The organism is Streptomyces sp. NPDC014727 (genome assembly GCF_043083485.1).
Classification (GTDB): Bacteria; Actinomycetota; Actinomycetes; order Streptomycetales; family Streptomycetaceae; genus Streptomyces.
In genome coordinates this window covers 85,239-109,997 of sequence record NZ_JBIBYR010000008.1, presented here as the reverse complement: position 1 = coordinate 109,997, position 24,759 = coordinate 85,239, and the positions used below count along the sequence as shown (strand labels likewise).

Below are 24,759 nucleotides of genomic sequence, written 5' to 3'. Positions count from 1 at the left end.
ATGCGCCGGAGCAGTGGTAATGCCGACAGTGTTGTGGAGGCCCCTCATGCAGGCATGGCGAGTGCACCGGAACGGCGAACCGGGCGAGGTGATGCGGCTCGAAGAGACCGACCGGCCCACGCCGGGTGACGGGCAGGTGCTCGTCCAGGTGCTCGCGGCGAACATCAACTTTCCCGACGCGCTGCTCTGCCGCGGCCAGTACCAGGTGCGCCCGCCCCTGCCGTTCACCCCCGGTGTGGAGGTCTGCGGCAGGACTGCGGACGGGCGGCGGGTGCTCGCCACCCCGGCTCTGCCGAACGGTGGATTCGCCGAGTACGTCGTCGCGGACGAGTCGGCGCTCCTGCCCGCCCCCGAGACCCTGGACGACGCCGAGGCCGCCGCCCTGCACATCGGCTACCAGACCGGCTGGTTCGGCCTGCACCGCAGGGCGCACCTCCGGGCGGGCGAGACCCTCCTGGTCCACGCGGCGGCCGGTGGTGTCGGCAGCGCGGCCGTCCAGCTCGGCAAGGCCGCCGGAGCCACCGTCATCGGTGTGGTCGGCGGCTCCGACAAGGCCGGGACCGCCGCCGCGCTCGGCTGCGACCTGGTCATCGACCGCCACCGTGAGGACATCGTCGCCGCGGTCAAGGAAGCCACCGGCGGACGCGGCGCCGACGTGGTGTACGACCCGGTCGGTGGTGACGCGTACGCCAAGTCCGTGAAGTGCATCGCCTTCGAGGGCCGGGTGATCGTCGTAGGTTTCGCGAGCGGTGCCGTCCCCGCCCCGGCGCTGAACCACGCCCTCGTCAAGAACTATTCGATCGTCGGGCTCCACTGGGGCCTGTACAACACCAAGGACCCGGCCGCCGTCCGCGCCTGTCACGACGAGCTGACCCGGCTGGCGGCTCAGGGCGCCGTCAAGCCGCTGATCAGCGAACGCGTCGGGCTCGCCGGGGCCTCCGTCGCCGTCCAGCGGGTCGCCGACGGCACCACCACCGGCCGGATCGTCGTCCTCCCGCAAGGAGCCGCCCGATGACCGCGCCCGACGCCGACGAACTCCGCCGCCGCACCCGGGACCTGCTGGCCGCACACCCCCCGGCCACCACCGACCGCACCGACTTCCTCAAGGCGCGCTTCGACGCCGGACTCGCCTGGGTGCACTACCCGGCGGGCCTCGGTGGTGTCGGCGCGCCGCGTTCCCTGCAGCCCGTCGTGGACGCCGAACTCGCCGCCGCGGGCGCCCCCGACAACGACCCGCGCCGGATCGGTATCGGTCTCGGCATGGCCGCCCCCACCATCCTCGGCTACGGCACCGACGAGCAGAAGCGGCGCTTCCTGCGGCCGTTGTGGGTCGGTGAGGAGGTCTGGTGCCAGCTCTTCAGCGAACCGGGCGCGGGCTCCGACCTCGCCGCGCTCGGCACCCGCGCGGTCCGCGACGGCGAGGACTGGGTGGTCGACGGGCAGAAGGTCTGGACGTCCAGCGCCCATCTGGCCCGCTGGGCGATCCTCATCGCCCGCACCGATCCGGACCGGCCCAAGCACCTCGGCATCAGCTACTTCATCTGCGACATGACCGACCCCGGCGTCGAGGTCAGACCGTTGCGCCAGATCACCGGCGAGGCCGAGTTCAACGAGGTGTTCCTCACCGGTGTGCGCATCCCGGACAGCAGACGTCTCGGCCCGGTCGGCGAAGGCTGGAAGGTCGCCCGGACCACCCTGATGAACGAGCGGGTCTCCATCGGCGGGGCGCGCATCCCGCGCGAGGGCGGCATGATCGGCCCGGTCGTCCGCACCTGGCGAGAACGGCCCGAACTGCGCACCCACGACCTTCACCAGCGCCTGCTGACCCTCTGGGTCGAGGCCGAGGTCGCCAGGCTCACCGGCACCCGGCTGCGCCAGCAGCTCGTTGCCGGACAGCCCGGCCCCGAAGGGTCCGGAATGAAACTGGCCTTTGCCCGGCTCAACCAGGAGATCAGCGGACTGGAAGTCGAACTCCTCGGTGAGGAAGGCCTGTTGTACAGCGACTGGACCATGCGCCGCCCGGAGATCGTCGACTTCACCGGACGTGACGCCGGCTACCGATACCTCCGCTCGAAGGGCAACTCCATCGAGGGAGGCACCAGCGAGGTACTGCTCAACATCGTCGCGGAGCGTGTACTCGGCCTGCCCGTGGAACCGCGCAACGACAAGGACGTCGCCTGGAAGGACCTGGCCCGATGAACGCACCGACCGAAGAGACCCAGGCGCCCGATCTGCTGTACTCCGAGGCCGAGGACGATCTGCGGGCAGCGGTGCGTTCGCTGCTCGCCGACCGGTGCGACGCGCCGGCGGTGCTCGCCCGCGTCGAGTCCGACACGCCCTACGACCCGCGGCTCTGGAAGGCCCTCGCCACCGACATCGGCACCGCCGGGCTGCTGGTGCCGGAGAGGCTGGGCGGACAGGGCGCGGGCCACCGCGAGGCCGCGGTGGTGCTGGAGGAGCTGGGACGCAGCGTCGCCCCCGCTCCGTATCTGACGAGCGCGGTCGTCGCCACCGAGACGCTTCTCGCGCTGCCGACGCAGGACGGGCCGGTCGACGGACTCCTCGGCGACCTCGCCACCGGGCGCAAGGTCGCGGTGCTTGCCGTACCGTTCTCCGCCCCGGCGCCCGGAGCCGCGCAACCGGCCGGCGTCGTCGCCGACGCGGTGGAGGGGAGGATGACCGGCGTCGCTGACGCGTCCGCGGCCGATGTACTGCTGGTCCCCACGACCGACGGCCTGTACGCGGTGGAGACCGATGCCGAAGGCGTCACCGTCGAACCCGTCGTCCCCCTCGACCTGACCCGCCCGCTTGCCACCGTCACCCTCGCCGGAGCCGCCGGAACCCGCCTGGCCGACGGGGCGTCCGCAGTCGCCGCCGTGCGCCGAGGGCTGTTGGCCGGTGCCGGTCTGCTCGCCTCCGAACAGCTCGGAATCGCCGAGTGGTGCCTGACCGAGACGGTCCGCCACACCCGTGAACGGCACCAGTTCAACCGGCCGATCGGCTCCTTCCAGGCCCTCAAGCACCGCATGGCGCAGCTCTGGCTGGAGGTCGTCTCGGCCCGCGCCGCCGCGCGGAACGCCGCGGACGCCCTCGCGACCGGCAGTCCCGACACGCCGTTGGCGGTGGCTGTCGCGCAGGCCTACTGCTCGAAGGTCGCGGTGCACGCGGCGGAGGAGTGCATCCAGTTGCACGGCGGCATCGGCATGACCTGGGAGCACCCGGCGCACCTGTACCTCAAGCGCGCCAAGGCCGACTCGATCGCGTACGGCACGGCCGGACACCATCGCGGGGCCGTCGCCGAACTCGTGGAACTGCCCGCGCCCTGACCGGACGCGGGGGAACAGGCCGCGACACAGGGGGACTTGGGAGCGGAGGTGTGCGCGCACGCACCTCCGCTCCGTCGTTCTCCCGTGCGACGGGGTACCGAGCATCCCTTTACCTGCTGTTTAATTGCGACTGGCTCGCAACAACAGTCGATCTTCAATAAGGGATGTGCAGAGTATGACGGCCCGATCGATACGGGGAGCGGTCGCCGTGACACTGGCGACCGTGCTGTCGTTGACCGCGGCGGCCTGTTCACAACCGGGTGGCTCGGACGGCAGCGGCTCCGGCTCGGGTGCGGATTCGGCGGTGGTCGGCATCGCCTACGAGCCCGACAGCCTCAGCCCGCTCCTGGGCTACGGCAAGGACGGCAACTCCAAGATCTTCGACGGCCTGCTCACCCTCGACGGGGACATGAAACTGCGGCCCGCGCTCGCCACGGCCCTGCCTGAGGTGAGCGACGACGGATTGACGTACACGTACAAGCTCCGCAGCGGTGTGAAGTTCAGCGACGGGAAGCCGTTCGGCGCCAAGGACGTCGTCTTCACCTACCGCACCATCCTCGACGAGAAGACCAACAACGCGTCCCGGACCGAACTCGACGCGGTGAAGAGCGTCGAGGCGTCCGGCGACGACACCGTGGTCTTCACGCTCAAGTACCCCTATGCACCCTTCGCGCAGCGCACGGTCCTGCCCATCGCTCCCGAGCACATCGCGGGGACGCAGGATGTCAACACCGGCGCCTTCACCACCCACCCCGTCGGCACCGGCCCGTACCTCCTCACCAAGTGGTCCAAGGGCGAGAAGCTGAGCTTCAGAGCCAACCCCGACTACTGGGGCGGCGCGCCGAAGGTGAAGAAGTTCACCATGGCGGTCATCAAGGACGACGACGTGCGCGCCACCCGGCTGCGCTCCGGCGAACTCGACGGCGCGATCCTGCCGCCCAACCTTGCCAAGGGCTTCGCCCGCGGCGGCGGTACGCGGACGTACGCCGCAACGACGTACGACTACCGCACGGTGACCCTGCCCACCCACAACAAGGTCGCGGGCGACACCGCCATCCGCCGTGCCCTCGATGTCGCCGTCGACCGCCGGGCCATGGTCGACTCCATCCTCAACGGCGAGGGCAGGCCCGCCTACGGTCCCGTGCCCACCGACAGCGAGTGGTTCACCAAGGGCACCGAACGCATCCACGACCTTCCCGCCGCGAAGAAGATCCTCGACGAGGCCGGGTGGAAGCCCGGCAAGGACGGCATCCGCACCAAGGACGGCGTCCGCGCGGCGTTCCCGCTCTGGTACCTCACCGGCGACAAGCTCCGCCAGGACCACGCGCTGGCCTATGCCTCCGACGCCAAGAAGGCCGGCATCGCCATCACCACCGAGGCCGGGACCTGGGAGGTCATCGAGCCCCGGATGAAGCAGGACGCGGTCCTCGCCGGCGGCGGATCGCCCGCCGACCCCGACTTCGACCAGTACACACTGCTGAAGTCCTCGCTCGCGGGCGACGGCTTCAACAACATGGCGTGGTACGACAACAAGGCCGTCGACCAGGCACTCGAAGCGGGCCGCAGAAGCGGTGACAAGGCCGCACGCAAGGCCGCCTACGACACCGTCCAGCGCGAACTCGTGAAGAACCCCGGCTACACCTTTCTCACCCACATCGACCACCTCTACGTCGTGAAGGACCGTTTCGGCGCCCTCACCACCCAGGTCGAACCGCACGACCACGGTCTGGCTTCCGGCCCGTGGTGGAACGTCGAGGACTGGACGCCGAAGAAGTGAGCCACCGCCTCCCCTGGGGGCCGATGGGCAGGATGGCGGGACGGCGGCTCCTGCTCGCCGTCCCCGTCCTGGCCGTCGTGACGTTCGGTGTCTTCGCCGTGGCCGCCGCCTCCCCCTTCGACCCGGTCAAGGCGTACGCGGGCACCGCGGGCCTCACGGCCTCGCAGGAGAACCTCGACCAGCTGCGGGCCAACCTCGGCGTCGACCAGCCCCTCGTGACCCGCTGGTGGAACTGGCTGACCTCCGCGCTGAGTGGGGATCTCGGCGACTCCAGCGTGATGCGCCAACCGGTCACCGAGGTCATCGGCGAACGCCTGGGCTGGTCCGTGCTGCTCGCCGCGACCGCCTTCCTCGTCGCCGTCGTCCTGGGAACCGGCCTCGGCGTGCTGGCCGCGCGCAGGCAAGGCGGCCTCCTGGACCGGTGTGTCAGCTCGGCCGCGTACACACTCGAAGCCGCCCCGGCCTTCTGGCTCGGACTGCTCGCCATCTGGTTCTTCGCCCTGAAACTCGATGCACTCCCGGCCGGCGGCCTCACCGACGCGGCCAGCGACACGGTCACCTTCGGCCAGGTCGCCACCCATCTGGTGCTCCCCGCGGCCGTGCTCGGGATCTCCCAACTGCCCTGGTTCTTCCTCTATGTACGACAGGGCGTCGCCGACGCGCTCGACGAGGACCCGGTGCGCGGGGCCCGTGCCCGCGGACTGCGTGAACGCACCGTGCTGCTCGGCCACGCGCTGCGTTCCGGGATGCTGCCGATGCTCACCCTCATCGGCTCCCGCGTCCCCGAACTCATCACCGGCGCCCTCCTCGTCGAGACGGTCTTCAGCTGGCCCGGCATCGCCGCCGCCACCGTGCAGGCCGCCACCTCCGTCGACTTCCCGCTGCTCGCCGCACTCACGGTGCTCGCCACCGCGGCTGTCGTGCTCGGCAACCTCCTCTCCGATCTGCTGTACGCGCTCGCTGACCCGAGAGTGGGCTTCGATGGCTGAACTCGTCCTCGGGAACGCCCGCCGCACCACCCGCCGCATCCGCGTCGTCAGCTCCGCCGGAATCGTCGCCGCGGTGCTGCTCGCGGTCCTCCTGGTACCGCCGCTGGTCCAGCTCGACCAGCAGGCCGTCGACCTCACGGCGAAACTCCGGCCACCGTCCTGGGAGCACCCGTTCGGCACCGACGACGTCGGCCGCGACCTGCTCCTGCGGTGTGTCTACGGGCTCCGTGTCTCGTTGCTCGTCGGTATCGTCGCCGGGCTCACCGCCACCGTCATCGGGACCGCGGTCGGCGCGCTCGCCGCCGCGTTCGGGGGGTGGACCGACCGGATCGTCATGCGACTCGTGGACACCTTCTCGTCCGTACCGCATCTGCTGCTCGGCATCTTCGTCGTCGCGATGTTCCGGCCCGGCGTCGGCCCGGTGATCGTGTCCGTCGCCCTCACGCACTGGCTCTCGACGGCCCGGATCGTCCGGTCCGAAGTGCTGTCGCTGCGTTCGCGGCCGTTCATCGACGCGGCGATATCCGGCGGCGCCTCGCGCGGGCGGGTCGTCGTCCGGCATCTGCTGCCCGCGGTGCTGCCACAGGCGGGGCTCGCGGCGGTGCTCATGGTGCCGCATGCCATGTGGCACGAGTCCGCCCTCTCCTTCCTGGGGCTCGGACTTCCCACCCATCAGGCGAGCCTGGGTAACCTCGTGCAGCAGGCGCGCGGTTCGCTGCTCGCCGGGGACTGGTGGCCGACGCTCTTCCCCGGTCTGTTCCTGATCGTTCCGACCCTCGCTCTGGCAGGTCTCGCCGGCGCCTGGCGGGAACGGATCAATCCCCGACGCCGATCGGAGCTGATGCTGTGAAGACCGACCCGGACTCCCGGGCTCCGGATCCGCGGGCGCCGGGCACGCGAGCCCCGGTGCTCTCCGTCCGCGGGCTCTCCGTCCGTTTCCGGATGCGCGGCGGAGGGCACGTCGCGGCCGTCAGCGACGCCCGCTTCGACCTTGCCGCGGGGGAGTGCCTGGCCCTGGTCGGCGAGAGCGGCTGCGGCAAGTCCGTACTCGCCTCCGCGCTGCTGGGGCTGCTCCCCGGCAACGCGCGCACGACGGGCTCGGCGGTGCTCGGTGACGGCACCGAGCTCCTCACCGCCGATGAGCGGACGCTCGCCCGCACGGTACGGGGCCGCCGCGTCGCGCTCGTACCGCAGAGCCCCGCGGCCCACCTCACCCCGGTCCGTACGGTGCGGGCCCAGCTGGAGGAGACCCTCCGCGAACTGACCGGCATCCGGAAGCCGGCGCTGCGCGCGGCGGCGGAGCAGGCCGCCGCACGTGCCGCGTTTCCGGCCGACCACCTGGACAACCATCCGCACCAGCTCTCCGGCGGACTCGCTCAGCGCGCCGCCACCGCGCTCGCACTGATCGGTGACGCGCCCGTGCTCCTGGCCGACGAACCGACCACCGGACTCGACCGCGACCTGGTCGAGCGGACCGTGGACGAACTGCGCCGTCACACCGACGGGGGCCGGGCGCTGCTGATCATCACCCATGACCTGGCGGCGGCCGAGCGGATCGCCGACCGGGTCGCCGTGATGTACGCGGGCCGCATCATCGAGCTCGACGACGCCGACCGGTTCTTCGGTGAGCCGGGTCCGCGTCACCCGTACGCCCGCGGTCTGCTCGACGCCCTGCCCGAGCGTGCGTTCACCGCCATTCCCGGGATGCCACCGGAGCTCGGAGCGCTTCCCGACGGCTGCGCGTTCGCGCCCCGCTGCGGCCGCGCCGACGACCGGTGCGCCGTACCGCCCCCGTTCGACGGCCGTCTCGCCTGCCACCACGGTGCGCAGGCCGGCGCGGAGGAGTCCGCCCATGCTTGAACTCACGTGTGTCACCGCCGGATACGATCCCCGCGACCCCGTCGTCCGCGATGCCTCGCTGGCGGTCGCCCCCTCGGAGTCCGTCGGGCTGCTCGGCCCGAGCGGCTGCGGAAAGTCCACCCTGGCCAGGGTCGCCGCCCTGCTGCACCGGCCGGACGCGGGCACGGTCACGCTCGACGGCCGACCGGTACGGGGCTGGCGGCACGGCGCCCCGCGGGCCCAGCGCACGGCAGTCGGCGTCGTCTTCCAGCAGCCCCGGCTCTCGGCCGACCCCCGGCTCAGTCTGCGTGAGCTCATCGCCCAACCGCTGCGGGCGACCGGGCGGCGCACGGAGGCGCCGGACCGGGTGGCCGAGCTGGCACCGGTTGTCGGGCTCACGACCGAGCTGCTGAACCGGCGCCCGCACGAGGTGAGCGACGGTCAGTTGCAGCGTGCCTGCCTGGCAAGGGCGTTGGTCCTGCGGCCACGCTGGCTGATCTGCGATGAGATGACCGCGATGCTCGACGCGTCGACGACGGCCGCACTGGTCGCGGTGGTCGAGGCGTACCGACGCGAGCACGGGGCCGGACTGCTGGCCGTCGGTCACGACCGGGTGCTGCTGGAACGCTGGTGCGACCGCACGGTCGGCTGGCAGGAGATCTCCGGACCAGGCGCATCGCGGGAGTCCATGGGTCCGACCGGATAAGTCCATGCCCACCGCGTGGTACCCATGCACCATTTTTGACGAGTCACTGGTTGGTCATTCGGTCCGTCGGGCAAGAGGAGTGGGACATGCGCAGAGCACGCGTCGTCGTCCGGCTCGGCCGCCCAGCAGTGGCAATTGAGCGGCACGGCCCTGGTGAATCCCGCCACCGGGCAGTGCCTCGACGCCTGCGGAGGCGGCAGTGCCAACGGCGCCCCGCTCATCGTCCACACCTGCGGCGGCGGCGCCAACCGACGCTGGGCCGTCCCGGTCCGACCCGGGGAACAGCAGGCGACGAAGGCGGGACGATCCGGTCAACTCTTGTGCGGTGGGGCCCCGTCGAGGGAAATCCGGTTCCATACTCGGTCGCGTCCGGCCGACCGGCCCACCCCTCGTCCCCGGGAGAACCCATGGCGTTCCCGACCCGTCGAAGCGTCGTCAGCACCGCGCTCGCCACCGTGGCGGCAGGTGCGGTGCTGACTCTGCAGACGGCTGCCGCGTCCGATGCGTCAGCCGCGCCCTCGGGCGCGGGCAGGCGCCGCCCGCGCCCGTTGCGCCGGGCCCACGCACACAACGACTATCTGCACACGCACCCCCTGTACGACGCACTCGCCCACGGTTTCACCAGCGTCGAGGCCGACGTCTTCCTGGTGGACGGGGAGCTGCTGGTCGCCCACGAGGTAGCCGACCTCGACCCCGCCCGAACCCTCGCCTCGCTCTACCTCGACCCGCTGCTGGGCAGGGTCCGGGCCCAGCACGGCACCGTCCACCCCGGCTACCACGATTCCGTGCAGCTGCTGATCGACATCAAGACCGACGGGGCGGCCGCCTACCTCGAACTGGACCGGCAACTGCGCAACTACCGAGGGATGTTGACGACGTATCATCACGGCCGGGTGCGACCCGGAGCGATCACGGCCGTCGTCTCCGGTGACCGCGCCGCCCGCGTCCCGATGGAGGCGCAGCGCACCCGGTACGCCTTCTACGACGGCCGGCCCGACGACCTCGGGCCCGCGGCCGACGCCTCGTTCATCCCGCTCATCAGCGGCAGCTGGAGCGACAGCTTCGTCTGGCGCGGAGTGGGCCCTTTCCCCGCGGCCGAACGCGACAAACTGCGTTCCCTCGTCGCCGCGGCCCACCAGGGCGGCCGACGCGTCCGCTTCTGGGCCACGCCCGACGTGCCGGGGCCTGAGCGCGACGCCGTGTGGACCGAACTGCTGGCGGCCGACGTCGACCACCTCAACACCGACGACCTGGCGGGGCTGGAGCACTTCCTGCATACCCATGACAGGGACGCCCGGACCGGCACCGCGCCCCTCGGTGGCGGACCGGGCGTATCGATCGCGATGTGACAGTCAGTCAACACCCGTATGGCGGACACGCCAGTCCGCCGGATGGCCTCCTCGCTGCGCCACACTGGCGGCCGAATGCCGCAATTCCGGCGCGGCTGAGGAGGTTGGCCATGGCTATTTCGATCTCACTGGTGTTGCTTCTGCTGATCCTTGCGGTGATCTTCCTCCGTAATGGAGGGCTGAAGATCTCACACGCGGTGGTCTGCGCCATGCTCGGGTTCTTCCTCGCGGGGACGAGCATGGCGCCGACCATTCAGAACGGGCTGACGGCCACGGCCGACGTCGTCAGCGGCCTCACGCCCTGACTTCGGCGTCCCGTCCGGTGGCCGGGTCCGGCGGGCGCAGCCACCGGACATCTCGTGGAGTGCGGCCGGCGGACGGTCCCGGGCCCCGGCCCAGGCCGCGATTGCGCCCGTCGAGGACGATCGCCCGCGCCACCTCCTGCGCCCGGCGCACACGCCCCGCAGAGCGTTCGACGGCTGGCACGAGCGGCATCGACGCCTGGTACCTCACCGCAGTGGACTTCCGCACCGGCGAACGCCGTTGGAAGAAGCTCACCGGCACAGGCCCCTCGTACGAAACAACTGGGCGCCGATCACGATCGGTCCCGATGGAACGGCGTACGTGGACGTGTTCAACGGAATCGTCGCGGTTCGGGACACGGAGTGACCGGGTCCGCCCCCGGGCTCAGCCGGCGGCGCGCACCTGAGGCGACCCCAGCCATTCGGTGAGCAGCCGGTTGACGTCGGCGGCGCGCTCCTGCTGGATCCAGTGCCCGCACCCCCGCAGGATGTGGGAGGAGACCAGACCGGGCAGGGTCTCGGGGAAGCTCTCGACGGCGTCGGCCATCCAGGTGGTCGACGCGTCGAGTTCCCCGCCGATGAACAGCGAGGGCTGTGCGATCGGCGCGCCGTCCCAGGCCGCGAGGTCCTCCCAGTCACGGTCGACGTTGCGGTACCTGTTGAGCGCCCCGGTCAGGCCGGTCCGCTCGAACTCCGCCGCGTAGAAATCGAGATCGGCCTCGCTCAGCCAGGAAGGGCGGGCGCCGGAGGGGAACCGGTCGCGGAGCCGTGCCTTCGGCGGGACGAAGAAGAGACTGCCCTCACCGCCCGACGGCATCGTGTCGGCGGAGAGCCCGGCGTAGAACCCGGCCAGCCAGCCGCGCACATCGGGTTCGATCTCCGCCTCGGCCCGTCCCGGGCTCTGGAAGTAGCTGACGTAGAACTCCTCGTCACCACCGATGCGGCTGAAGACCTCGGTCGGCCGGTGACCGTTCCGCGGTGCGTAGGGCACGCTGAGCAGGGCCACGGAGGTGAAGATCTCGGGCATGAGCAGCGCGCTGTCGGCCGCGATCGTCGAACCCCAGTCGTGGCCCACGATCGTCGCGGACCGTTCACCGAGTGCGTGGACGACGCCGACATTGTCGGCGACGTGGTCCGCCATCCGGTACGCCGCCGCCTCACCGGGCTTCGACGAGCGTCCGTAGCCACGCACATCGACGGCGACGGCGCGAAAGCCCGCCGCGGCGATGGCCGGCAACTGGTGGCGCCACGAGTACCACGACTCGGGGAAGCCGTGGATCAGCAGGACCAGCGGGCCGGTGCCCTGCTCCACCAGATGGATACGCCCTCCGGGCACCTCCACCAGCCGGTGGACGGCGTCCGGCAGCGAAGCGGTGTGCGGATCGGTGGATGGCATGTGCTTCTCCTCGTGGGTGCGTCCGGATGTCGTGCGAGGTGGTCGCCGAGCGGCACGGGGCACCCGACCGGGTACGCCCCGCCCATCGGTTCCACCTGTGCAACGATCATTCGGCCTGCGCCGCCGTACCCACAAGCATTCTTGCCACTCCGGCAAATGGCGGGTGCGCGGCGCCTCCTCAGGACCCGACCAGCCGGGAACGGATCAGGAAGCGCACGCCCTCCGGGGCCTCCAGGGAGAATCCGCTGCCCCGCCCCTCCACCACATCGATGATCAGCCGTGTGTGGGCCCACACCTCGAACTGACTCCTCGACATCCAGAACGGCACACGCTCCGACACCCCGTCGACGTCGAGCGAGGCCAACAGCACGTCGGAGCCGCCGGTGCGGAACTCGCCGTCCTGGTAGCACATGGGCGCACTGCCGTCGCAACAACCGCCCGACTGATGGAACATCAACGGGCCGTGCGTCTCGCGCAGCCGGCGCACCAGATCCGCGGCCGCGGGGGTGAGTTCCACCGGCGGCGCGTCCGGCCGGCTAGTCGTGGACGCCCTCGTCGGGGGATCTTCGTCCGGCCGGCCCGGGAACGGATCCTGCGTCTCGTCTCGGTTCATTCATCCGCCCTTGTCGCATCGGATGGCGCACCGGTCGGCTGGGACGATCGGTGCGAACGCTACCAGCCCGGTTCGGTTCGGCAAGGGGCCAGCGAACGCAGTGGTCCGACCGTCATTCCCCGTCGGCCGCAGGTATCGATCCGCCTTCGGCCTGCCCCGCCGGCACGGACGGCGGTCGAGCGGCCGCACCCGGGCGCGGCCCCGGTTCTCCTCACGCTGACGACGGTGGTGCTCGCCGGATGTTCCCCTCAGCTCGCCTTCGACCAGGCGTAACGGTGTTCGGGCCGGCCGGTGTCACCGTACTTGAGGCTGAGGCTGATGCGGCCCGCGCCCTCCAGGTACTTGAGGTACCGCTGGGCGGTGGAGCGGCTCAGGCCCGCCCGTGCGGCGACCTCGTGTGCGGACAGTGGCTCGTCGGCGGCCGACAGGACATGGCGGATGACGTCGGCCGTGGGTGCCGAGTGACCCTTGGGCAGACCCGCCGCGGGGCCGGACTCCGCCGTGCGCAGCGCGCTGAAGATCTGGTCGACCTGCTCCTGGCCTGCCTCGCCGCGACCACTCCCCACGCCTTCGAGGGTCCGGCGCAGGGTGGCGTAGCTCTCCAGCTTGGACCGCAGACCGGCGAAGCTGAACGGCTTGACCAGGTACTGCAGCGCGCCGTACCGCATCGCGGTCCGGACGGTCGATATGTCACGGGCCGCAGTCACCATGATCACATCGGCCGGATGGCCGAGCTGGCGCAGCCGCCGGACCAGGGTCAGCCCCGTTTCGTCCGGAAGATAGTGATCGAGAAGGACGAGGTCGACCTGTTCGCGCTCCAGGAAGGCCAGCGCCTGCGCGGCGCTGTGCGCACGCGAGATGACGCGGAAACCGGGAACCTTCGCCACATAGGCGGCGTTGATCTCGGCGACACGGAAGTCGTCGTCCACCACCAGGACATCGATCATCGCAAATCTCCCACTTCGGTCAGCGGCCGGACGCTGAGTGCCTCGGGCAGGACGACGGTGAAGACGGCGCCACCACCGGCCCGGGCCGTGACGCGAGCCGCGCCACCGTAGCGCTCGGCCAGCCTGCGCACCAGCGCCAGACCGAGCCCGCGTCCGCGGTGCGCGGGGGACTCCTTGGTGGACCAGCCCTCCGTGAAGATGTGCTCACGCATGTCGGGCGGCACCCCGGGGCCGTTGTCGCTGACCCGCAGGACCACGGTGGTGCCCTCGGCGAGCAGCTCGACCTCGATGAGCGAGGCGACGTCCAGGGCGTTGTCGATGAGGTTGCCGAGGACCGTCACCAGATCGCGCGGGTCCACCACCACGTCCGGGAGCCGGGTGGCGGGCGAGACGAGCAGGGACGCGCCCCGCTCCGCCGCGATCGCCGACTTGCCCACCAGCAACGCCGAGATCAGCGGATCGTTGACGCGTTCCGCGACCTGCTCCGCCGAGGCCCGGTGACCATTGGCCACCTCCGCGACGAACTCCACCGCGGCCTCGTGCCGTCCGAGCTCCAGCAGCCCGAGCAGGGTGTGCAGCCGGTTCGCGTGCTCGTGGTCCTGGGCGCGCAGCGCGTCCAGCAGCCCGTGCGTGGAGTCCAGTTCGCGGCCGAGCAGCTCCAGCTCGGTGCGGTCGCGAAGGGTGACGACGGCTCCGCCGTCACCGGTGGGCATGCGGTTGGCGATCAGCACGCGACCGTTGCAGACGGTGATCAGGTTGGCACCGTCGACCCGTCCCGCCAGCACCTCCGACGTACGGCCCGGCGGCAGCACCTCGCCCAGCGTGCGTCCCACGGCCTCCTGGTCCAGTTCCAGCAACCGCTGCGCCTCGTCGTTGAGCAGTCGGATCCGGCCCCGGGCGTCGAGGGCGAGAACCGCCTCGCGAATGCTGTGCAGCATGGCCTCGCGCTCGTCCAGCAACGCGGAGATGTCGGCGAAGGCGAGGCCGTGGGTGCTGCGCTGCAGCCGCCGGGAGACGGCGAGCGCGGCCAGCACACCGGCGGCGAGCGCAGCCCCGGAGTAGAGCAGCAGACCAGGGATGGCTCCGAGCAGCCGCGTGTGGACGCTGTCGTAGGCGATGCCCACCGAGACCGCGCCCACGATGGTGCGTCCGCTGTCCCGCAGCGGGACCTTCGCGCGTGCCGAGCGCCCCAGGGTTCCGTTGTCGATCTGCATGATCTCCCGGCCGGCCAGCGCCGTGCTGGGGTCGGTCGATACGTGCTTGCCGATCTGCTCGGTCTCCGTGTGCGACCAGCGCACCCCGCGGGTGTCCATGACCACGATGTAGAGCGCTCCGGTGGCCCGCCGCATCCGCTCGGCCTCGGCCTGCACCGGCCCCGTGGGGGTGGGGTCGGTACTCATCAGATTGCGCACCAGACCGGGTTCGGCGGCGGCGGTCTGGGCGATGGACAGGGCCTGACGCATCGCCTGGTCGTCGAGCTGGTGACGCAAGGGCGCGAGGAAGAGTCCGGTCACGAGCATGATCACGCCCGTGGTGATGGCCACCTGGGTGAGCAGGACCTGGGCGAAGACACGGCGGGGCCAGTGAATCCGCATGCGCTCGCCCTCTGCCTTCCGTCAACCAGGAACCTGATGCTCCGTTTCGTCCTCGTGTGAACGCAAGGTAAACGTCACCGACGCCCATGACCAGTCCTCGTGGCGTATTCGTTGTCGCACCGCGAGCAAAACGAGCAGAACCGCGGGTTATGGGCAGAAGCAGGAGTTGTGAGCGCAAGGGTGCCCACGTTCCCGGCCCGCCCCTAGCGTCCCGCTCCATGAACAGCGAAACGAGCCCCGCCATCGAGCTGCGGGGGGCGAGCAAAGCGTTCCGGACTCCGTCGGGGACGCTCCACACCGCCGTACGGGATCTGGACCTCACGATCGGGCGCGGCGAGTTCGTCGCCGTCGTGGGCCCGACCGGATGCGGCAAGTCGACCACCCTGACGCTCGTCAGCGGGCTGGAGGAGCCCACCGAGGGCGAGGTGCTGGTGGGCGGTGAACCGGTGCGCGGCATCGGCGACAAGGTCGGCTTCGTCTTCCAGCAGGACGCGGTCTTCCCCTGGCGGACCGTCCTGTCCAATGTGATGGCGGGCCCCCGCTTCCGCGGCGTACCGAAGCCCGAGGCGAGGGAGCGGGCCCGTGAGTGGCTCGCCCGGGTCGGGCTGTCCTCCTTCGAGGACCGCTATCCCCACCAGCTGTCCGGCGGTCAGCGCAAGCGCGTCGCCCTCGCGGCGACCTTCGTCAACGACCCCGAGATCCTGCTCATGGACGAGCCCTTCTCCGCCCTCGACGTGCAGACCAGGGCCCTGATGTCGGACGAACTCCTGGAACTGTGGGCTGGCACCGGCGCCTCCGTCGTCTTCGTCACCCACGACCTGGAGGAGTCCATCGCGCTGGCCGACAAGGTCGTGGTCATGACGGCGGGACCGGCCACCGTCAAGGAGGTCTTCGAGATCGACCTGCCCCGCCCGCGCAAGGTCGAGCAGGTGCGCCTGGAGCCCCGGTTCGTCGAGATCTACCGGGAGATCTGGTCCTCGCTCGGCGAAGAGGTCCGCATCACCCGCGAAAGGGGTGCGCTCGATGTCGCCTGACACCATCACCGCGCAAGCCGTCGTCACCAAGACCGAGCGGACCCGGGCCCGGGCACGGGCCGCCCGGAACCGCAGGTACCTCGTGCTCGGCAGCCGGGTCGCCGTGCTCCTCGCGGTCATCGGGCTGTGGGAGTGGCTGGCCCGCACCGCGGTCATCGACCCGTTCAACTTCTCCATGCCGTCGAAGATCTGGGAGCAGATCCGCACCTGGGTCGTCGACGGCACGGCCCAGGGCTCCCTGTGGGAGCAGATCTGGTACACGCTCTACGAAGCGCTGCTCGGCTGGGTCATCGGGGTGATCGCCGGTGTGCTGCTCGGAATCGCGCTGGGCCGCGTCCGCTTCGCCGCCGACGTCCTCGGCCCGTACATCAAGGTGCTCAACGCCCTGCCGCGCATCGTGCTCGCCCCGATCTTCCTCATCTGGTTCGGCCTCGGCCCGGCCTCGAAGGTCGCCTCCGCGGTCGTCCTCGTGTTCTTCCCCGTCTTCTTCAACGCGTTCCAGGGAGCCAGGGAGGTCGACCGCAATCTCGTCGCCAACTCCCGCATCCTGGGCGCCAGCAATCGTCAGGTGACCCTTCAGGTGGTCATCCCCTCGGCCACGTCGTGGATCTTCACCAGCCTGCATGTGAGCTTCGGCTTCGCGCTCATCGGCGCCATCGTCGGCGAGTACATCGGCGCCACCAAGGGGCTCGGACTGCTGGTCGCCGCTTCCCAGGGCACCTTCAACGCGGCCGGTGTCTACGCCGCGATGGTCATCCTCGCGATCGTCGCGCTGCTGGCCGAAGGCCTGTTGACCTTCCTGGAGAAGCGGCTCTTCCGGTGGAAGCCGGCCGACGCCGACTCCGCCCGCTGACGCTCGCCGTCATCCGTACACCCAATCGTTTCTTCACAAGGACGTGAATCAGATGCGCACATCCATCCGGATCTCGGCCGTAGCCGTCGCCGGCGCGCTCGCCCTGACCACCCTGACCGCCTGCGGCGGCGACTCCACCTCGGCCTCCGGGGGCAAGAACGACAAGGTCAAGATCATGGTCGGGGGCCTGGACAAGGTCATCTACCTGCCCGCGATGCTGACCGAACGGCTCGGCTACTTCAAGGAGGAGGGCGTGTCGGTCCAGCTCCTGACCGAGCCCGCGGGCGTCCAGGCGGAGACGGCCCTGGTCTCCGGCGATGTCCAGGGCACGGTGGGCTTCTACGACCACACCCTCGACCTTCAGGTGAAGGGCAAGCAGGTCGAGTCGGTCGTCCAGTTCTCCCATGCTCCAGGCGAGGTCGAGATCGTCTCGAACCAGGCGGCGGGTGACATCAAGTCGGCGAAGGACTTCAAGGGCAAGAAGCTCGGAGTGACGGGTCTCGGCTCCTCAACCGACTTCCTGACGAAGTACCTTGCCGTGAGCAATGACGTGCAGACCAGCGAATTCACGCCCGTGGCCGTCGGAGCGGGGCAGACGTTCATCTCCGCGCTTCAGCAGGGATCCATCCAGGGCGGCATGACCACCGACCCGACCGTCGCCACCATCCTGGACAAGAAGCTCGGCAAGGTCCTCATCGACATGCGGACCCCCGAGGGTTCCCAGCAGGCGCTCGGCGGCCCCTACCCGTCCTCCAGCCTCTACATGCAGACGGAGTGGGTCAACAGCCACAAGGAGACCGTCCAGAAGCTGGCCAACGCCTTCGTCAAGACGCTGAAGTGGATGTCCACGCACAGCGCGGACGAGATCGCCGCGAAGATGCCCGCCGACTACGCCCAGGGAGGCGGCAAGGCTCTCTACGCGGAGGCGATCAAGAGCACCCTGCCCATGTTCACCACGGACGGTGTCATGCCCGCGGACGGCCCCGCCACCGTCGAGCGGGTCCTGAAGGCCTTCAACCCGAACCTGAAGAACGCGAAGGTGGACCTCGACAAGACGTACACGACGGAGTTCGTCAAGAAGGCGGGCTGACCTCGGGCGTCGACGACGCCCGCACCCGGCGGACCGCGGAGCCCGGCACTGAACGACTCGTCACGTCATGCGAGTCGTCCGGCCGGAGCTCCGCCTCCCGCGTCCGTCCGCCTACTGCTTCCAGTTCGGCGGCTGGGCGGGGTCGAGCGTGCGCCACTGGGCGAGGACCTCGGGGTCCTGCGCGTCGAGCCAGTCGGTCAGTTCACGGAAGGACACGCAGCGCACCTCCTTGCGTGGGCAGACCTCCCGCATCGTCTCCTCGACGGCGTCCATGTAGATCCCACCGTTCCAGTCCTCGAAGTGATTTCCGATGAACAGTGGTGCGCGACTGCCGTTGAACACTCGCTCGAATCCGGCGACATAGGAGTCCCGGACCTCCTTGCGCCACGTCGGGAACTTCGCTGGGGCGCCCTCGGTGCTGCCTTCCGACTGGTTGTAGAGGAAGTTGAAGTCCATGGAAAGCACCTGGAAGTTCTTCCCGGGGAACGGCAGCATCTGCAGGGGAAGGTCCCAGACACCGTTCTTCTTGGACGGCCAGATCTGGAAGTCCCCCGGGGAGCTGGCGTCGTAACGCCAGCCGAAGGGCTTGGTCGCGGGCAGAAGGGTCTTCTGGCCTTCGAGACAGGGAGCCCGCCCGCCGACGACCTCGCGGGTCGGGTCGAACGGCAGCGGATCGAGGTCGGTGAAGCCCGTGTTCGTCTTCCAGTTCTGTACGAAGGAGTAGAACTGGTTGATCTCACTGATCCACTCGGACGTGCTCCAGTCCCCACCGCCCTTCTTGTCGCAGAAGTGGCCGTTGAAGTGGGACCCGATCTCGTTCCCCTCCCGCCAGGCATCGCCGAGCTGTTCCAGCGTCATGCGGATGTGCTCGCGCGTCGGGTACGAGATCGCAGCCGCGCCGGGTTTGTGCTGGGGTGGTTCGTAGAGGTCCCTCTTCTCCTTCGGAAGCAGGTAGATGCCGGTGAGGAAGAACGTCATGTGCGCGTTGCTCTCCTTCGCCGCACGGCGGAAGCGCGAGAACATGCGATCGTCGCCCTCCAGGGCGCCGTCCCACGAGAACACCACGAACTGGGGAGGCTTCTCACCCGGCTTGAGGCGCTCGGCCTTCAACTGACGCGGCTGCGGACCGGTGTAGGACGTGGATCCGTCCCCCAGAATCCTGACCTTCCCGTCCCACTTCTCCTCCGTCCTCCTGCCGTCCCCATCACGATGCGCCCGTGCGGTGGGCGTGGGTGCGGCCACGGTGCTGGTGCCCTGCTGCGGTGTCCGGCCGTCCGAGTCGCCGGATGCCAGCGGGACGAGCACCGCGGTACCCGAGGCCACGAGGCATGCCGCGAGCCCGAGCACGACACGGGGCGTCAGCCGGGCCCGTATTCGGCGAACAACGGGCTCTGCTCTGGTGTCTGTCACTTCGTCATGGCTTCCGTGTAGGTGTTCCAGATCCGGGTCGGGAGCTTCTTGCCGGTCTCGGAGGTGCCGCCGACCCCCTTGAGCGGCAGAGGCGCGAGACTCTTCGTGAGGTCCATGCGGTACATGACCACGGCCGTGGATGCGACCCGGTCGTATCCGACGTACCAGCGCGCGGTGTCGTCCTCGGTGGTTCCGGCCTTGGCGGCGACCGGTGAGCCGGAGGCGACACCGTTCTCCCCGCCGGGTCGTGCGAGCGATGCGGTGACCTCGTCGGCGACGGCGGAGCGTACGGCGCGCTTCGCCCGCGGCAGATCGAGCCGGACCGGCTCGCCGTTGCGCGTGACCTTGCGGACCGAGTACGGATCGGTGTGCATGCCGTGCGCAGCGAACATGCCGTAGGCGTCGGCCATACGTATGGCGCTCGGTGTGGAATTGCCCATTGAGAAGGAAGGGACGGGTGGACCGAAGCTCGACGGGAGCAGTCCGGACGCCTCGGCCGTACGCCGGACCTGCTTCAGTCCCGCATCCATGCCGAGCTGGAGGAACGGGGAGTCCACGGACTTCGCCATGGCGTCGTGCAGACTGATCCGGCCGTAGGAGCGGTTGCCGTCGTTGTGGCCCTTGACCATCTTGCCGCTGCGATCCCAGTACGGTCCCTCGGCGGTCATGAGGGGGATGTCGTCGTCACCGTCGTACACGGTCGAGGGTGTGACGGCGGTCCGGGGGCCGTTGCGCTTGCGCGAGACGCCGTGCTCCAGTCCCGCGGCGTAGACGAAGGGCGTGAATGCCGAACCGGCCGGGACGGTACCCGCGTTGGACTCGTTGAAGGCCTGACGCTCGAAGTCCGGTCCGCCGTACACGGCGAGTATCCGGCCGTCCGGGGCGACGGACGCGGCCCCGAAACGGGCATGGCGATCGGCCTTGCGGTGCTTGGGATCGAGTGTCTCGCTCGCCTCCTTCACGGCCTGTGCGAGGGCCTTCATCCGCGGCTTCTCGAACGTCGTGTAGATCTGGTAGCCGCCGAGATCGAAGCGTGCGTCGGAGATGTGCCCGGCGCGCTTGGCGTACGACTCGGCGAGCTGGAGCAGATAACCGCTCTGTCCGGCCGTGGTGTTCGGCTTGTGAGGGGCCTTCGGCTCGGGAAAGGTGGTGTACCGGGCGCGTTCGGCCGGGCTCAGCTTGCCGATCTCCACCATGCGGTCCAGCGTCCACTTCCACCGTTTGACGGCGCGGTCGTGGTTGCGGGGGTTGACGGCGGGATCGTAGAGCGAGGCCCCTTTGAGCAGTGACGCGAGGAACGCGCCCTCGCCGGCGTCGAGTTGCGTGACCTCCTTGCCGTAGTACGCCTGGGCGGCGCGCTGGAGACCATAGGTGCCCCGGCCGAACCAGCTGGTGTTCAGATAGTCCTCAAGGATCTTGTCCTTGCTCACACGACGGTCGAGCTTGACCGCGAGCAGCATCTCGGTGAACTTGCGGGAGAAGGACTGGTCCTGCGAGAGGTAGACGTTCTTGACGTACTGCTGGGTGATGGTCGAGCCGCCCTGGGTGTCTCCCTCTCCTACCGTGCGCCACAGCGCGCGGGTGATCCCTTGGGCCGATATGCCGTGATCCGAGTAGAAGTCGGCGTTCTCCGCTGCCAGTACGGCCCATCGGACATCGTCGGGGATCTTGGACAGGGGCATCTCCTGGCGGCTCACCCAGCCCGTACGGGCCATGGGAGAACCATCGGCCCAGTAGTAGACGGTGTCCTGCTGGGTGGCGAAGGCGTTGAGGTCCTCCGGGATGTCCGTCCGCGCGTAGGCGATGCCCACCACGGTCGTGAGCGTCGCGACGAACATCAGGAACGAGCCCATGACCAGCCGCCAGGAGGGCACCCATCTCCTCCAGCCGCTTCGGCCCGCGCGCGGATAATCAGGTCTGCGCGGGAGGCGAGGGCGTGGCCGCTTCGCCTGTTTCCGGCGTCCCGTCCCAGGGACGAGTAAGGACCGAGCGCCATGCGCGGCTCTGCTGAATATGTTGTGCTGTGTCATTCCGTCCAGCCATGACAGGCCGGGCCGGCCGCTGACTTCGACCGTGCCCGTACATGTGTAGTGGTCACTGCTCGTCCGCCGCCGCACTCCGTGCAGGCCGGACCTCCCGGGGCCCTGTGGACGTCCGCCCGCGATCGGCGGGCTGCGGAATCATTCGTCCCGGCCGGTGTATGGCATGTGCAACCTCAGGTTCAGTTCAGGCCGTGCGGCTGCTGATCGGACCGAAACGCCCGGAGGGCGGCCATTCACTCCGTCCTCACCTACTCCGCCACAGCCAAGGCCAAAGCGTGACCGAGAGTTGCGTCGCGAAGTCACGTAAAGATAACAGGCCGCCGGGGCGGGTCATGCAGCCCGGACCCGACCGGCCGCCGGTGGCTGGGCAGTTGGGCCCGGAATGGGAAGGGGTCGCGCCCGGGTTCCCCTGAGTGGTCGCCGATGCGTTCGCTTTCGGGTGACTTCGCGGCCGGTCGCATGGTGATGACATGCCGTCAGTGGCCGACCATCGCATGATCGGAATCCACCCGGACCGGGACGGACCGGGGCGTTGGGAGGCCGTTGTGTACATCCTGCTCGTGGCGAGCGCCTTCAACAGCCTCACTCAACGTGTTCATGCCGAACTGAGGGACCGCGGCCACACCGTCGCGGTGGAACTCGCGACTTCGGACGCGCCCGCGCGCGACGTGTCGCTGCGAGGGGCGGTGCGCGAGTTCGCGCCCGACCTCATCCTGGCCCCGCTGCTGAAGACCGCCATCCCTCGGGACGTATGGGCGGCGCACACCTGCCTGGTCGTCCACCCCGGCCCCCCGGGCGACCGCGGGCCGTCCTCCCTCGACCGGGCCGTCCAGGAGGGTGCGGACACCTGGGGCGTGACCGTCCTGCAGGCCGGCGAGGAGATGGATGCCGGGGACATCTGGGCCTCGGAGACCTTTCCGGTTCCTGCGGTGGGCAAGAGCGACCTGTATCGCAACGAGGTCTCCGACGCCGCGTCGCGGGCCGTGCACCGCGCCGTCGAGCGCTTCGCGTCCGGCACGTATGTTCCCCGTCCGCAGACCGGCGGCGACAAGGAGCTGCGCATCCGCACCCGGCCGTTCCTCCGCCAGGAGCACCGCCGCATCGACTGGCGGTCGGACTCCACGGCGACGGTCCTGTGCAAGCTGCGGGCCGCCGACTCCTGCCCCGGGGTGCTCGACGACCTGCTCGGGGGCGAGTGGTTCCTGCACGGGGGACACCCCGAGCACGAACTGCGCGGCAGGCCGGGCGAACTGGTGGCCGTACGCGGGGAGGCCGTCTGCCGCGCGACGACCGACGGCGCGGTGTGGATCCCCGAACTTCGCCCGCGCCGCAGGCCGGGCGGTGACGCCACGTTCAAACTGCCGGCTGTGACGGCTCTCGCCGGACGTCTGCCCGCCCTGCCGGAGCACCCTGCGCCGCTGTATGCCGAGGAACGCGGACGCGGCTGGAGCGACATCGGCTACCACGAGGTAGGACAGGCCGGTTTCCTCAGGTTCTCCTTCCCCGGAGGCGCGATGAGCACGACGCAGTGCCGGCGCCTGCACGACGCCTACCGGCTGGCCTGTCGACGTCCCACCTCGGTACTGGTGCTGGGCGGCGCCCGGGACTTCTTCTCCAACGGGATCCACCTCAACGTCATCGAGGCCGCCGCCGACCCCGGCGAGGAGTCCTGGGCGAACATCAACGCCATGGACGACCTCGTGGAGTCCGTACTGACCACCACCGACCGGCTCGTGGTCTCCGCGATCGGCGGCAACGCGGCCGCGGGCGGGGTCATGCTCGCGCTCGCGGCGGACGAGGTCTGGTGCAGGTCGGGAGCGGTGCTGAACCCGCACTACCGCCTGATGGGGCTGTACGGCTCCGAGTACTGGACGTACACGTTGCCACGCCGGGTGGGGGAGGCCACCGCCGAGCGCCTCACCGGGCGGGCGCTGCCGGTGAGCGCCGAGTCCGCCGTGCGGCTCGGTCTGGCCGACCGGACGGTCGACTGCGACGCGCAGTCCTTCGCGGGCGAGGTCGTACGGCTGGCGAGCCGGCTCGCCGAGTCGCCGACGGCCCTGTCACGCATCGCCGCCAAGAAGTCCGAACGGGACCGGGACGAGGCCCGCAGACCGCTGGCCGACCACCGGGCGGCGGAGTTGGCCGAGATGCGGCGGATCTTCTTCGACCCGCGGTCCTCCTACCACGCACTTCGGCACGCGTTCGTGCTCAAGAATCCCCCGGCAGAGCAGCCGGAACACCTCGCCCCGCCCGCGACCGGCCGGTCCCGTGGGAAGGACGGCGTCACCGCACTGGCGGCGCACCGTGAGGCACCCGCACCGAGCGCTTGCTACGAAGAACAGTGAAGGCCGATCCGCCGGCCTTCGTGTGTCTCTTTCCAGGGAGGCATCCTCATGGATGCAGCAACGTCGAACACCGTGGACGCACCGGCCGCGGCCACCGAGGAGGACTCCCCGATCCACATCCTCTGGATCAACGCGGGGCTGAGCTGTGACGGCGACTCGGTGGCCCTCACCGCCGCGATGCAGCCGAGCATCGAGGAGATCGTGACCGGTGCGCTGCCCGGCCTGCCCAAGGTCGAGGTCCACTGGCCACTGATCGACTTCGAATCCGGTCCGGTGGGTGGTGCGGACACGTTCATCGAGTGGTTCTTCAAGGGCGAGCGCGGCGAGATCGATCCGTTCGTGCTGGTCGTCGAGGGTTCCATCCCGAACGAGACGATCAAGCCCGAGGGGTACTGGTGCGGCTTCGGCGACAATCCGGAGACCGGCCAGCCGATCACCACCAGCGAATGGATCGACCGGCTGGCGCCCAAGGCCCTGGCCGTCGTCGCCATCGGCACCTGCGCCACGTACGGCGGGATCCACGCGATGGCCGGTAACCCGACGGGCGCCATGGGCGTGCCCGACTACCTCGGCTGGGACTGGAGGTCGAAGGCCGGTATCCCGATCGTGTGCGTGCCCGGCTGCCCGATCCAGCCGGACAACTTCTCGGAGACCCTGACGTATCTGCTGTACCAGGCGGCGGGAGCCGCTCCGATGATCCCGCTCGACGACAAACTCCGGCCGACCTGGCTGTTCGGCGCCACCGTGCACGAAGGGTGCGACCGGGCCGGCTACTACGAGCAGGGCGAGTTCGCCGAGACCTACGACTCGCCCAAGTGCCTGGTCAAGATCGGCTGTTGGGGGCCCGTCGTCAAGTGCAACGTACCCAAGCGCGGCTGGATGAACGGCATCGGAGGCTGTCCGAACGTCGGCGGCATCTGCATCGCCTGCACCATGCCGGGCTTCCCCGACAAGTTCATGCCGTTCATGGACGAACCCCCGGGCGCCAAGCTCTCCAGCACCGCCAGTGGCGCGTACGGGGCGGTCGTCCGCAGACTCCGGACGATCACGGCGAAGACCGTGGACAAGGAGCCGAAGTGGCGGCACAAGCGGGGCCGGCTGAGCACCGGCTACCGGCCCCCGTGGTGACCACGCCCAACACACCGA

The 24,759-nt window shown here is 69.9% G+C and carries 21 protein-coding genes and 1 pseudogene; 16 read left to right on the top strand and 6 right to left on the bottom strand.

Features of this window, described 5'->3' with window-relative positions:
• Positions 1 to 46 precede the first annotated feature (46 nt).
• The 11 genes and pseudogenes from ACF1B9_RS15220 to ACF1B9_RS15170 all read left to right on the top strand — a co-directional run bounded on the left by ACF1B9_RS15220 (position 47) and on the right by ACF1B9_RS15170 (position 10,291).
• Positions 47 to 1,015, top strand: coding sequence for an NADPH:quinone oxidoreductase family protein (locus tag ACF1B9_RS15220; protein ID WP_391745221.1), 969 nt, complete (start codon positions 47 to 49; stop codon positions 1,013 to 1,015).
• Positions 1,012 to 2,199: an acyl-CoA dehydrogenase family protein gene (locus ACF1B9_RS15215; protein ID WP_391745220.1), complete on the top strand. Its 1,188-nt coding sequence runs from the start codon at positions 1,012 to 1,014 to the stop codon at positions 2,197 to 2,199. The genes ACF1B9_RS15220 and ACF1B9_RS15215 overlap by 4 nt, the downstream gene beginning before the upstream one ends.
• Positions 2,196 to 3,326 carry an acyl-CoA dehydrogenase family protein gene (locus ACF1B9_RS15210; RefSeq protein WP_391745219.1) on the top strand — a complete coding sequence of 377 codons (1,131 nt, stop codon included), beginning with the start codon at positions 2,196 to 2,198 and terminating at the stop codon, positions 3,324 to 3,326. The genes ACF1B9_RS15215 and ACF1B9_RS15210 overlap by 4 nt, the downstream gene beginning before the upstream one ends.
• 175 nt (positions 3,327 to 3,501) lie before the next feature.
• Positions 3,502 to 5,103: an ABC transporter substrate-binding protein gene (locus tag ACF1B9_RS15205; RefSeq protein ID WP_391745217.1), complete on the top strand. Its 1,602-nt coding sequence runs from the start codon at positions 3,502 to 3,504 to the stop codon at positions 5,101 to 5,103.
• Positions 5,104 to 5,126: 23 nt separating this feature from the next.
• Complete coding sequence (locus ACF1B9_RS15200) at positions 5,127 to 6,092, top strand: ABC transporter permease (RefSeq protein WP_391745240.1); 966 nt, start codon at positions 5,127 to 5,129, stop codon at positions 6,090 to 6,092.
• A complete protein-coding gene (locus ACF1B9_RS15195; RefSeq protein ID WP_376271231.1) occupies positions 6,085 to 6,942 on the top strand; it encodes an ABC transporter permease in 858 nt (285 codons plus the stop codon). Before ACF1B9_RS15200 ends, ACF1B9_RS15195 begins: the two co-directional genes overlap by 8 nt.
• Positions 6,943 to 7,034: 92 nt before the next feature.
• Positions 7,035 to 7,952 carry an ABC transporter ATP-binding protein gene (locus tag ACF1B9_RS15190; RefSeq protein ID WP_391745238.1) on the top strand — a complete coding sequence of 306 codons (918 nt, stop codon included), beginning with the start codon at positions 7,035 to 7,037 and terminating at the stop codon, positions 7,950 to 7,952.
• Positions 7,945 to 8,637: an ABC transporter ATP-binding protein gene (locus tag ACF1B9_RS15185; RefSeq protein ID WP_391745215.1), complete on the top strand. Its 693-nt coding sequence runs from the start codon at positions 7,945 to 7,947 to the stop codon at positions 8,635 to 8,637. Before ACF1B9_RS15190 ends, ACF1B9_RS15185 begins: the two co-directional genes overlap by 8 nt.
• An 81-nt stretch (positions 8,638 to 8,718) precedes the next feature.
• A pseudogene (locus ACF1B9_RS15180) lies at positions 8,719 to 9,114 on the top strand (RICIN domain-containing protein); the annotation flags it as partial.
• Complete coding sequence (locus ACF1B9_RS15175; protein ID WP_391745214.1) at positions 9,045 to 9,986, top strand: phosphatidylinositol-specific phospholipase C/glycerophosphodiester phosphodiesterase family protein; 942 nt, start codon at positions 9,045 to 9,047, stop codon at positions 9,984 to 9,986. The pseudogene ACF1B9_RS15180 and the gene ACF1B9_RS15175, both read left to right, overlap by 70 nt.
• A gap of 110 nt (positions 9,987 to 10,096) precedes the next feature.
• On the top strand, positions 10,097 to 10,291 hold the full coding sequence (locus ACF1B9_RS15170; RefSeq protein ID WP_391745212.1) for a hypothetical protein: 195 nt from the start codon (positions 10,097 to 10,099) through the stop codon (positions 10,289 to 10,291).
• 382 nt (positions 10,292 to 10,673) lie between these two features.
• On the opposite strand, the gene ACF1B9_RS15165 is transcribed toward ACF1B9_RS15170, so the two are convergent.
• The 4 genes from ACF1B9_RS15165 to ACF1B9_RS15150 all read right to left on the bottom strand — a co-directional run bounded on the left by ACF1B9_RS15165 (position 10,674) and on the right by ACF1B9_RS15150 (position 14,839).
• A complete protein-coding gene (locus ACF1B9_RS15165; RefSeq protein ID WP_391745210.1) occupies positions 10,674 to 11,684 on the bottom strand; it encodes an alpha/beta fold hydrolase in 1,011 nt (336 codons plus the stop codon).
• A gap of 178 nt (positions 11,685 to 11,862) precedes the next feature.
• Complete coding sequence (locus ACF1B9_RS15160) at positions 11,863 to 12,201, bottom strand: DUF779 domain-containing protein (RefSeq protein WP_376271222.1); 339 nt, start codon at positions 12,199 to 12,201, stop codon at positions 11,863 to 11,865.
• 344 nt (positions 12,202 to 12,545) lie between these two features.
• Positions 12,546 to 13,244: a response regulator gene (locus ACF1B9_RS15155; RefSeq protein ID WP_391745208.1), complete on the bottom strand. Its 699-nt coding sequence runs from the start codon at positions 13,242 to 13,244 to the stop codon at positions 12,546 to 12,548.
• Entirely contained in the window at positions 13,241 to 14,839 is a 1,599-nt protein-coding gene (locus ACF1B9_RS15150; RefSeq protein ID WP_391745207.1) for an ATP-binding protein, read from the bottom strand. The genes ACF1B9_RS15155 and ACF1B9_RS15150 overlap by 4 nt, the downstream gene beginning before the upstream one ends.
• 218 nt (positions 14,840 to 15,057) lie before the next feature.
• Between ACF1B9_RS15150 and ACF1B9_RS15145 the strand changes: the two genes are divergently transcribed.
• From ACF1B9_RS15145 to ACF1B9_RS15135, 3 genes are read left to right on the top strand one after another with little or no spacing between them, the layout of a single operon-like run.
• A complete protein-coding gene (locus ACF1B9_RS15145; RefSeq protein WP_391745205.1) occupies positions 15,058 to 15,873 on the top strand; it encodes an ABC transporter ATP-binding protein in 816 nt (271 codons plus the stop codon).
• The gene (locus tag ACF1B9_RS15140) at positions 15,863 to 16,726 is read left to right on the top strand and encodes an ABC transporter permease (protein WP_391745203.1); all 864 of its coding nucleotides are present in this window, start codon (positions 15,863 to 15,865) and stop codon (positions 16,724 to 16,726) included. The genes ACF1B9_RS15145 and ACF1B9_RS15140 overlap by 11 nt, the downstream gene beginning before the upstream one ends.
• 52 nt (positions 16,727 to 16,778) lie before the next feature.
• Complete coding sequence (locus tag ACF1B9_RS15135) at positions 16,779 to 17,816, top strand: ABC transporter substrate-binding protein (protein WP_391745201.1); 1,038 nt, start codon at positions 16,779 to 16,781, stop codon at positions 17,814 to 17,816.
• A gap of 111 nt (positions 17,817 to 17,927) precedes the next feature.
• Here ACF1B9_RS15135 and ACF1B9_RS15130 read toward each other — a convergent pair whose 3' ends face one another.
• Entirely contained in the window at positions 17,928 to 19,226 is a 1,299-nt protein-coding gene (locus ACF1B9_RS15130) for a hypothetical protein (protein ID WP_391745199.1), read from the bottom strand.
• Positions 19,223 to 21,256: a transglycosylase domain-containing protein gene (locus ACF1B9_RS15125; RefSeq protein ID WP_391745197.1), complete on the bottom strand. Its 2,034-nt coding sequence runs from the start codon at positions 21,254 to 21,256 to the stop codon at positions 19,223 to 19,225. The genes ACF1B9_RS15130 and ACF1B9_RS15125 overlap by 4 nt, the downstream gene beginning before the upstream one ends.
• A 557-nt stretch (positions 21,257 to 21,813) precedes the next feature.
• Here ACF1B9_RS15125 and ACF1B9_RS15120 point away from each other — a divergent pair.
• Positions 21,814 to 23,613, top strand: a complete 1,800-nt coding sequence (locus tag ACF1B9_RS15120) for a hydrogenase maturation protein (protein ID WP_391745237.1) — start codon at positions 21,814 to 21,816, stop codon at positions 23,611 to 23,613.
• Positions 23,614 to 23,661: 48 nt separating this feature from the next.
• Positions 23,662 to 24,741, top strand: a complete 1,080-nt coding sequence (locus ACF1B9_RS15115) for a hydrogenase expression protein HypE (protein WP_391745196.1) — start codon at positions 23,662 to 23,664, stop codon at positions 24,739 to 24,741.
• Positions 24,742 to 24,759: the final 18 nt, after the last annotated feature.

Bases quoted from the DNA above. Each gene is read 5' to 3' on its own strand.
- ACF1B9_RS15205 (WP_391745217.1), top strand. From the start codon at position 3,502: ATGACGGCCCGATCGATACGGGGAGCGGTCGCCGTGACACTGGCGACC.
- ACF1B9_RS15165 (WP_391745210.1), bottom strand. From the start codon at position 11,684: ATGCCATCCACCGATCCGCACACCGCTTCGCTGCCGGACGCCGTCCAC.
- ACF1B9_RS15135 (WP_391745201.1), top strand. From the start codon at position 16,779: ATGCGCACATCCATCCGGATCTCGGCCGTAGCCGTCGCCGGCGCGCTC.
- ACF1B9_RS15145 (WP_391745205.1), top strand. From the start codon at position 15,058: ATGAACAGCGAAACGAGCCCCGCCATCGAGCTGCGGGGGGCGAGCAAA.
- ACF1B9_RS15155 (WP_391745208.1), bottom strand. From the start codon at position 13,244: ATGATCGATGTCCTGGTGGTGGACGACGACTTCCGTGTCGCCGAGATC.
- ACF1B9_RS15140 (WP_391745203.1), top strand. From the start codon at position 15,863: ATGTCGCCTGACACCATCACCGCGCAAGCCGTCGTCACCAAGACCGAG.
- ACF1B9_RS15200 (WP_391745240.1), top strand. From the start codon at position 5,127: ATGGGCAGGATGGCGGGACGGCGGCTCCTGCTCGCCGTCCCCGTCCTG.
- ACF1B9_RS15175 (WP_391745214.1), top strand. From the start codon at position 9,045: ATGGCGTTCCCGACCCGTCGAAGCGTCGTCAGCACCGCGCTCGCCACC.
- ACF1B9_RS15185 (WP_391745215.1), top strand. From the start codon at position 7,945: ATGCTTGAACTCACGTGTGTCACCGCCGGATACGATCCCCGCGACCCC.
- ACF1B9_RS15150 (WP_391745207.1), bottom strand. From the start codon at position 14,839: ATGCGGATTCACTGGCCCCGCCGTGTCTTCGCCCAGGTCCTGCTCACC.
- ACF1B9_RS15195 (WP_376271231.1), top strand. From the start codon at position 6,085: ATGGCTGAACTCGTCCTCGGGAACGCCCGCCGCACCACCCGCCGCATC.
- ACF1B9_RS15210 (WP_391745219.1), top strand. From the start codon at position 2,196: ATGAACGCACCGACCGAAGAGACCCAGGCGCCCGATCTGCTGTACTCC.
- ACF1B9_RS15190 (WP_391745238.1), top strand. From the start codon at position 7,035: ATGCGCGGCGGAGGGCACGTCGCGGCCGTCAGCGACGCCCGCTTCGAC.
- ACF1B9_RS15125 (WP_391745197.1), bottom strand. From the start codon at position 21,256: ATGACACAGCACAACATATTCAGCAGAGCCGCGCATGGCGCTCGGTCC.
- ACF1B9_RS15115 (WP_391745196.1), top strand. From the start codon at position 23,662: ATGGATGCAGCAACGTCGAACACCGTGGACGCACCGGCCGCGGCCACC.
- ACF1B9_RS15215 (WP_391745220.1), top strand. From the start codon at position 1,012: ATGACCGCGCCCGACGCCGACGAACTCCGCCGCCGCACCCGGGACCTG.
- ACF1B9_RS15170 (WP_391745212.1), top strand. From the start codon at position 10,097: ATGGCTATTTCGATCTCACTGGTGTTGCTTCTGCTGATCCTTGCGGTG.
- ACF1B9_RS15220 (WP_391745221.1), top strand. From the start codon at position 47: ATGCAGGCATGGCGAGTGCACCGGAACGGCGAACCGGGCGAGGTGATG.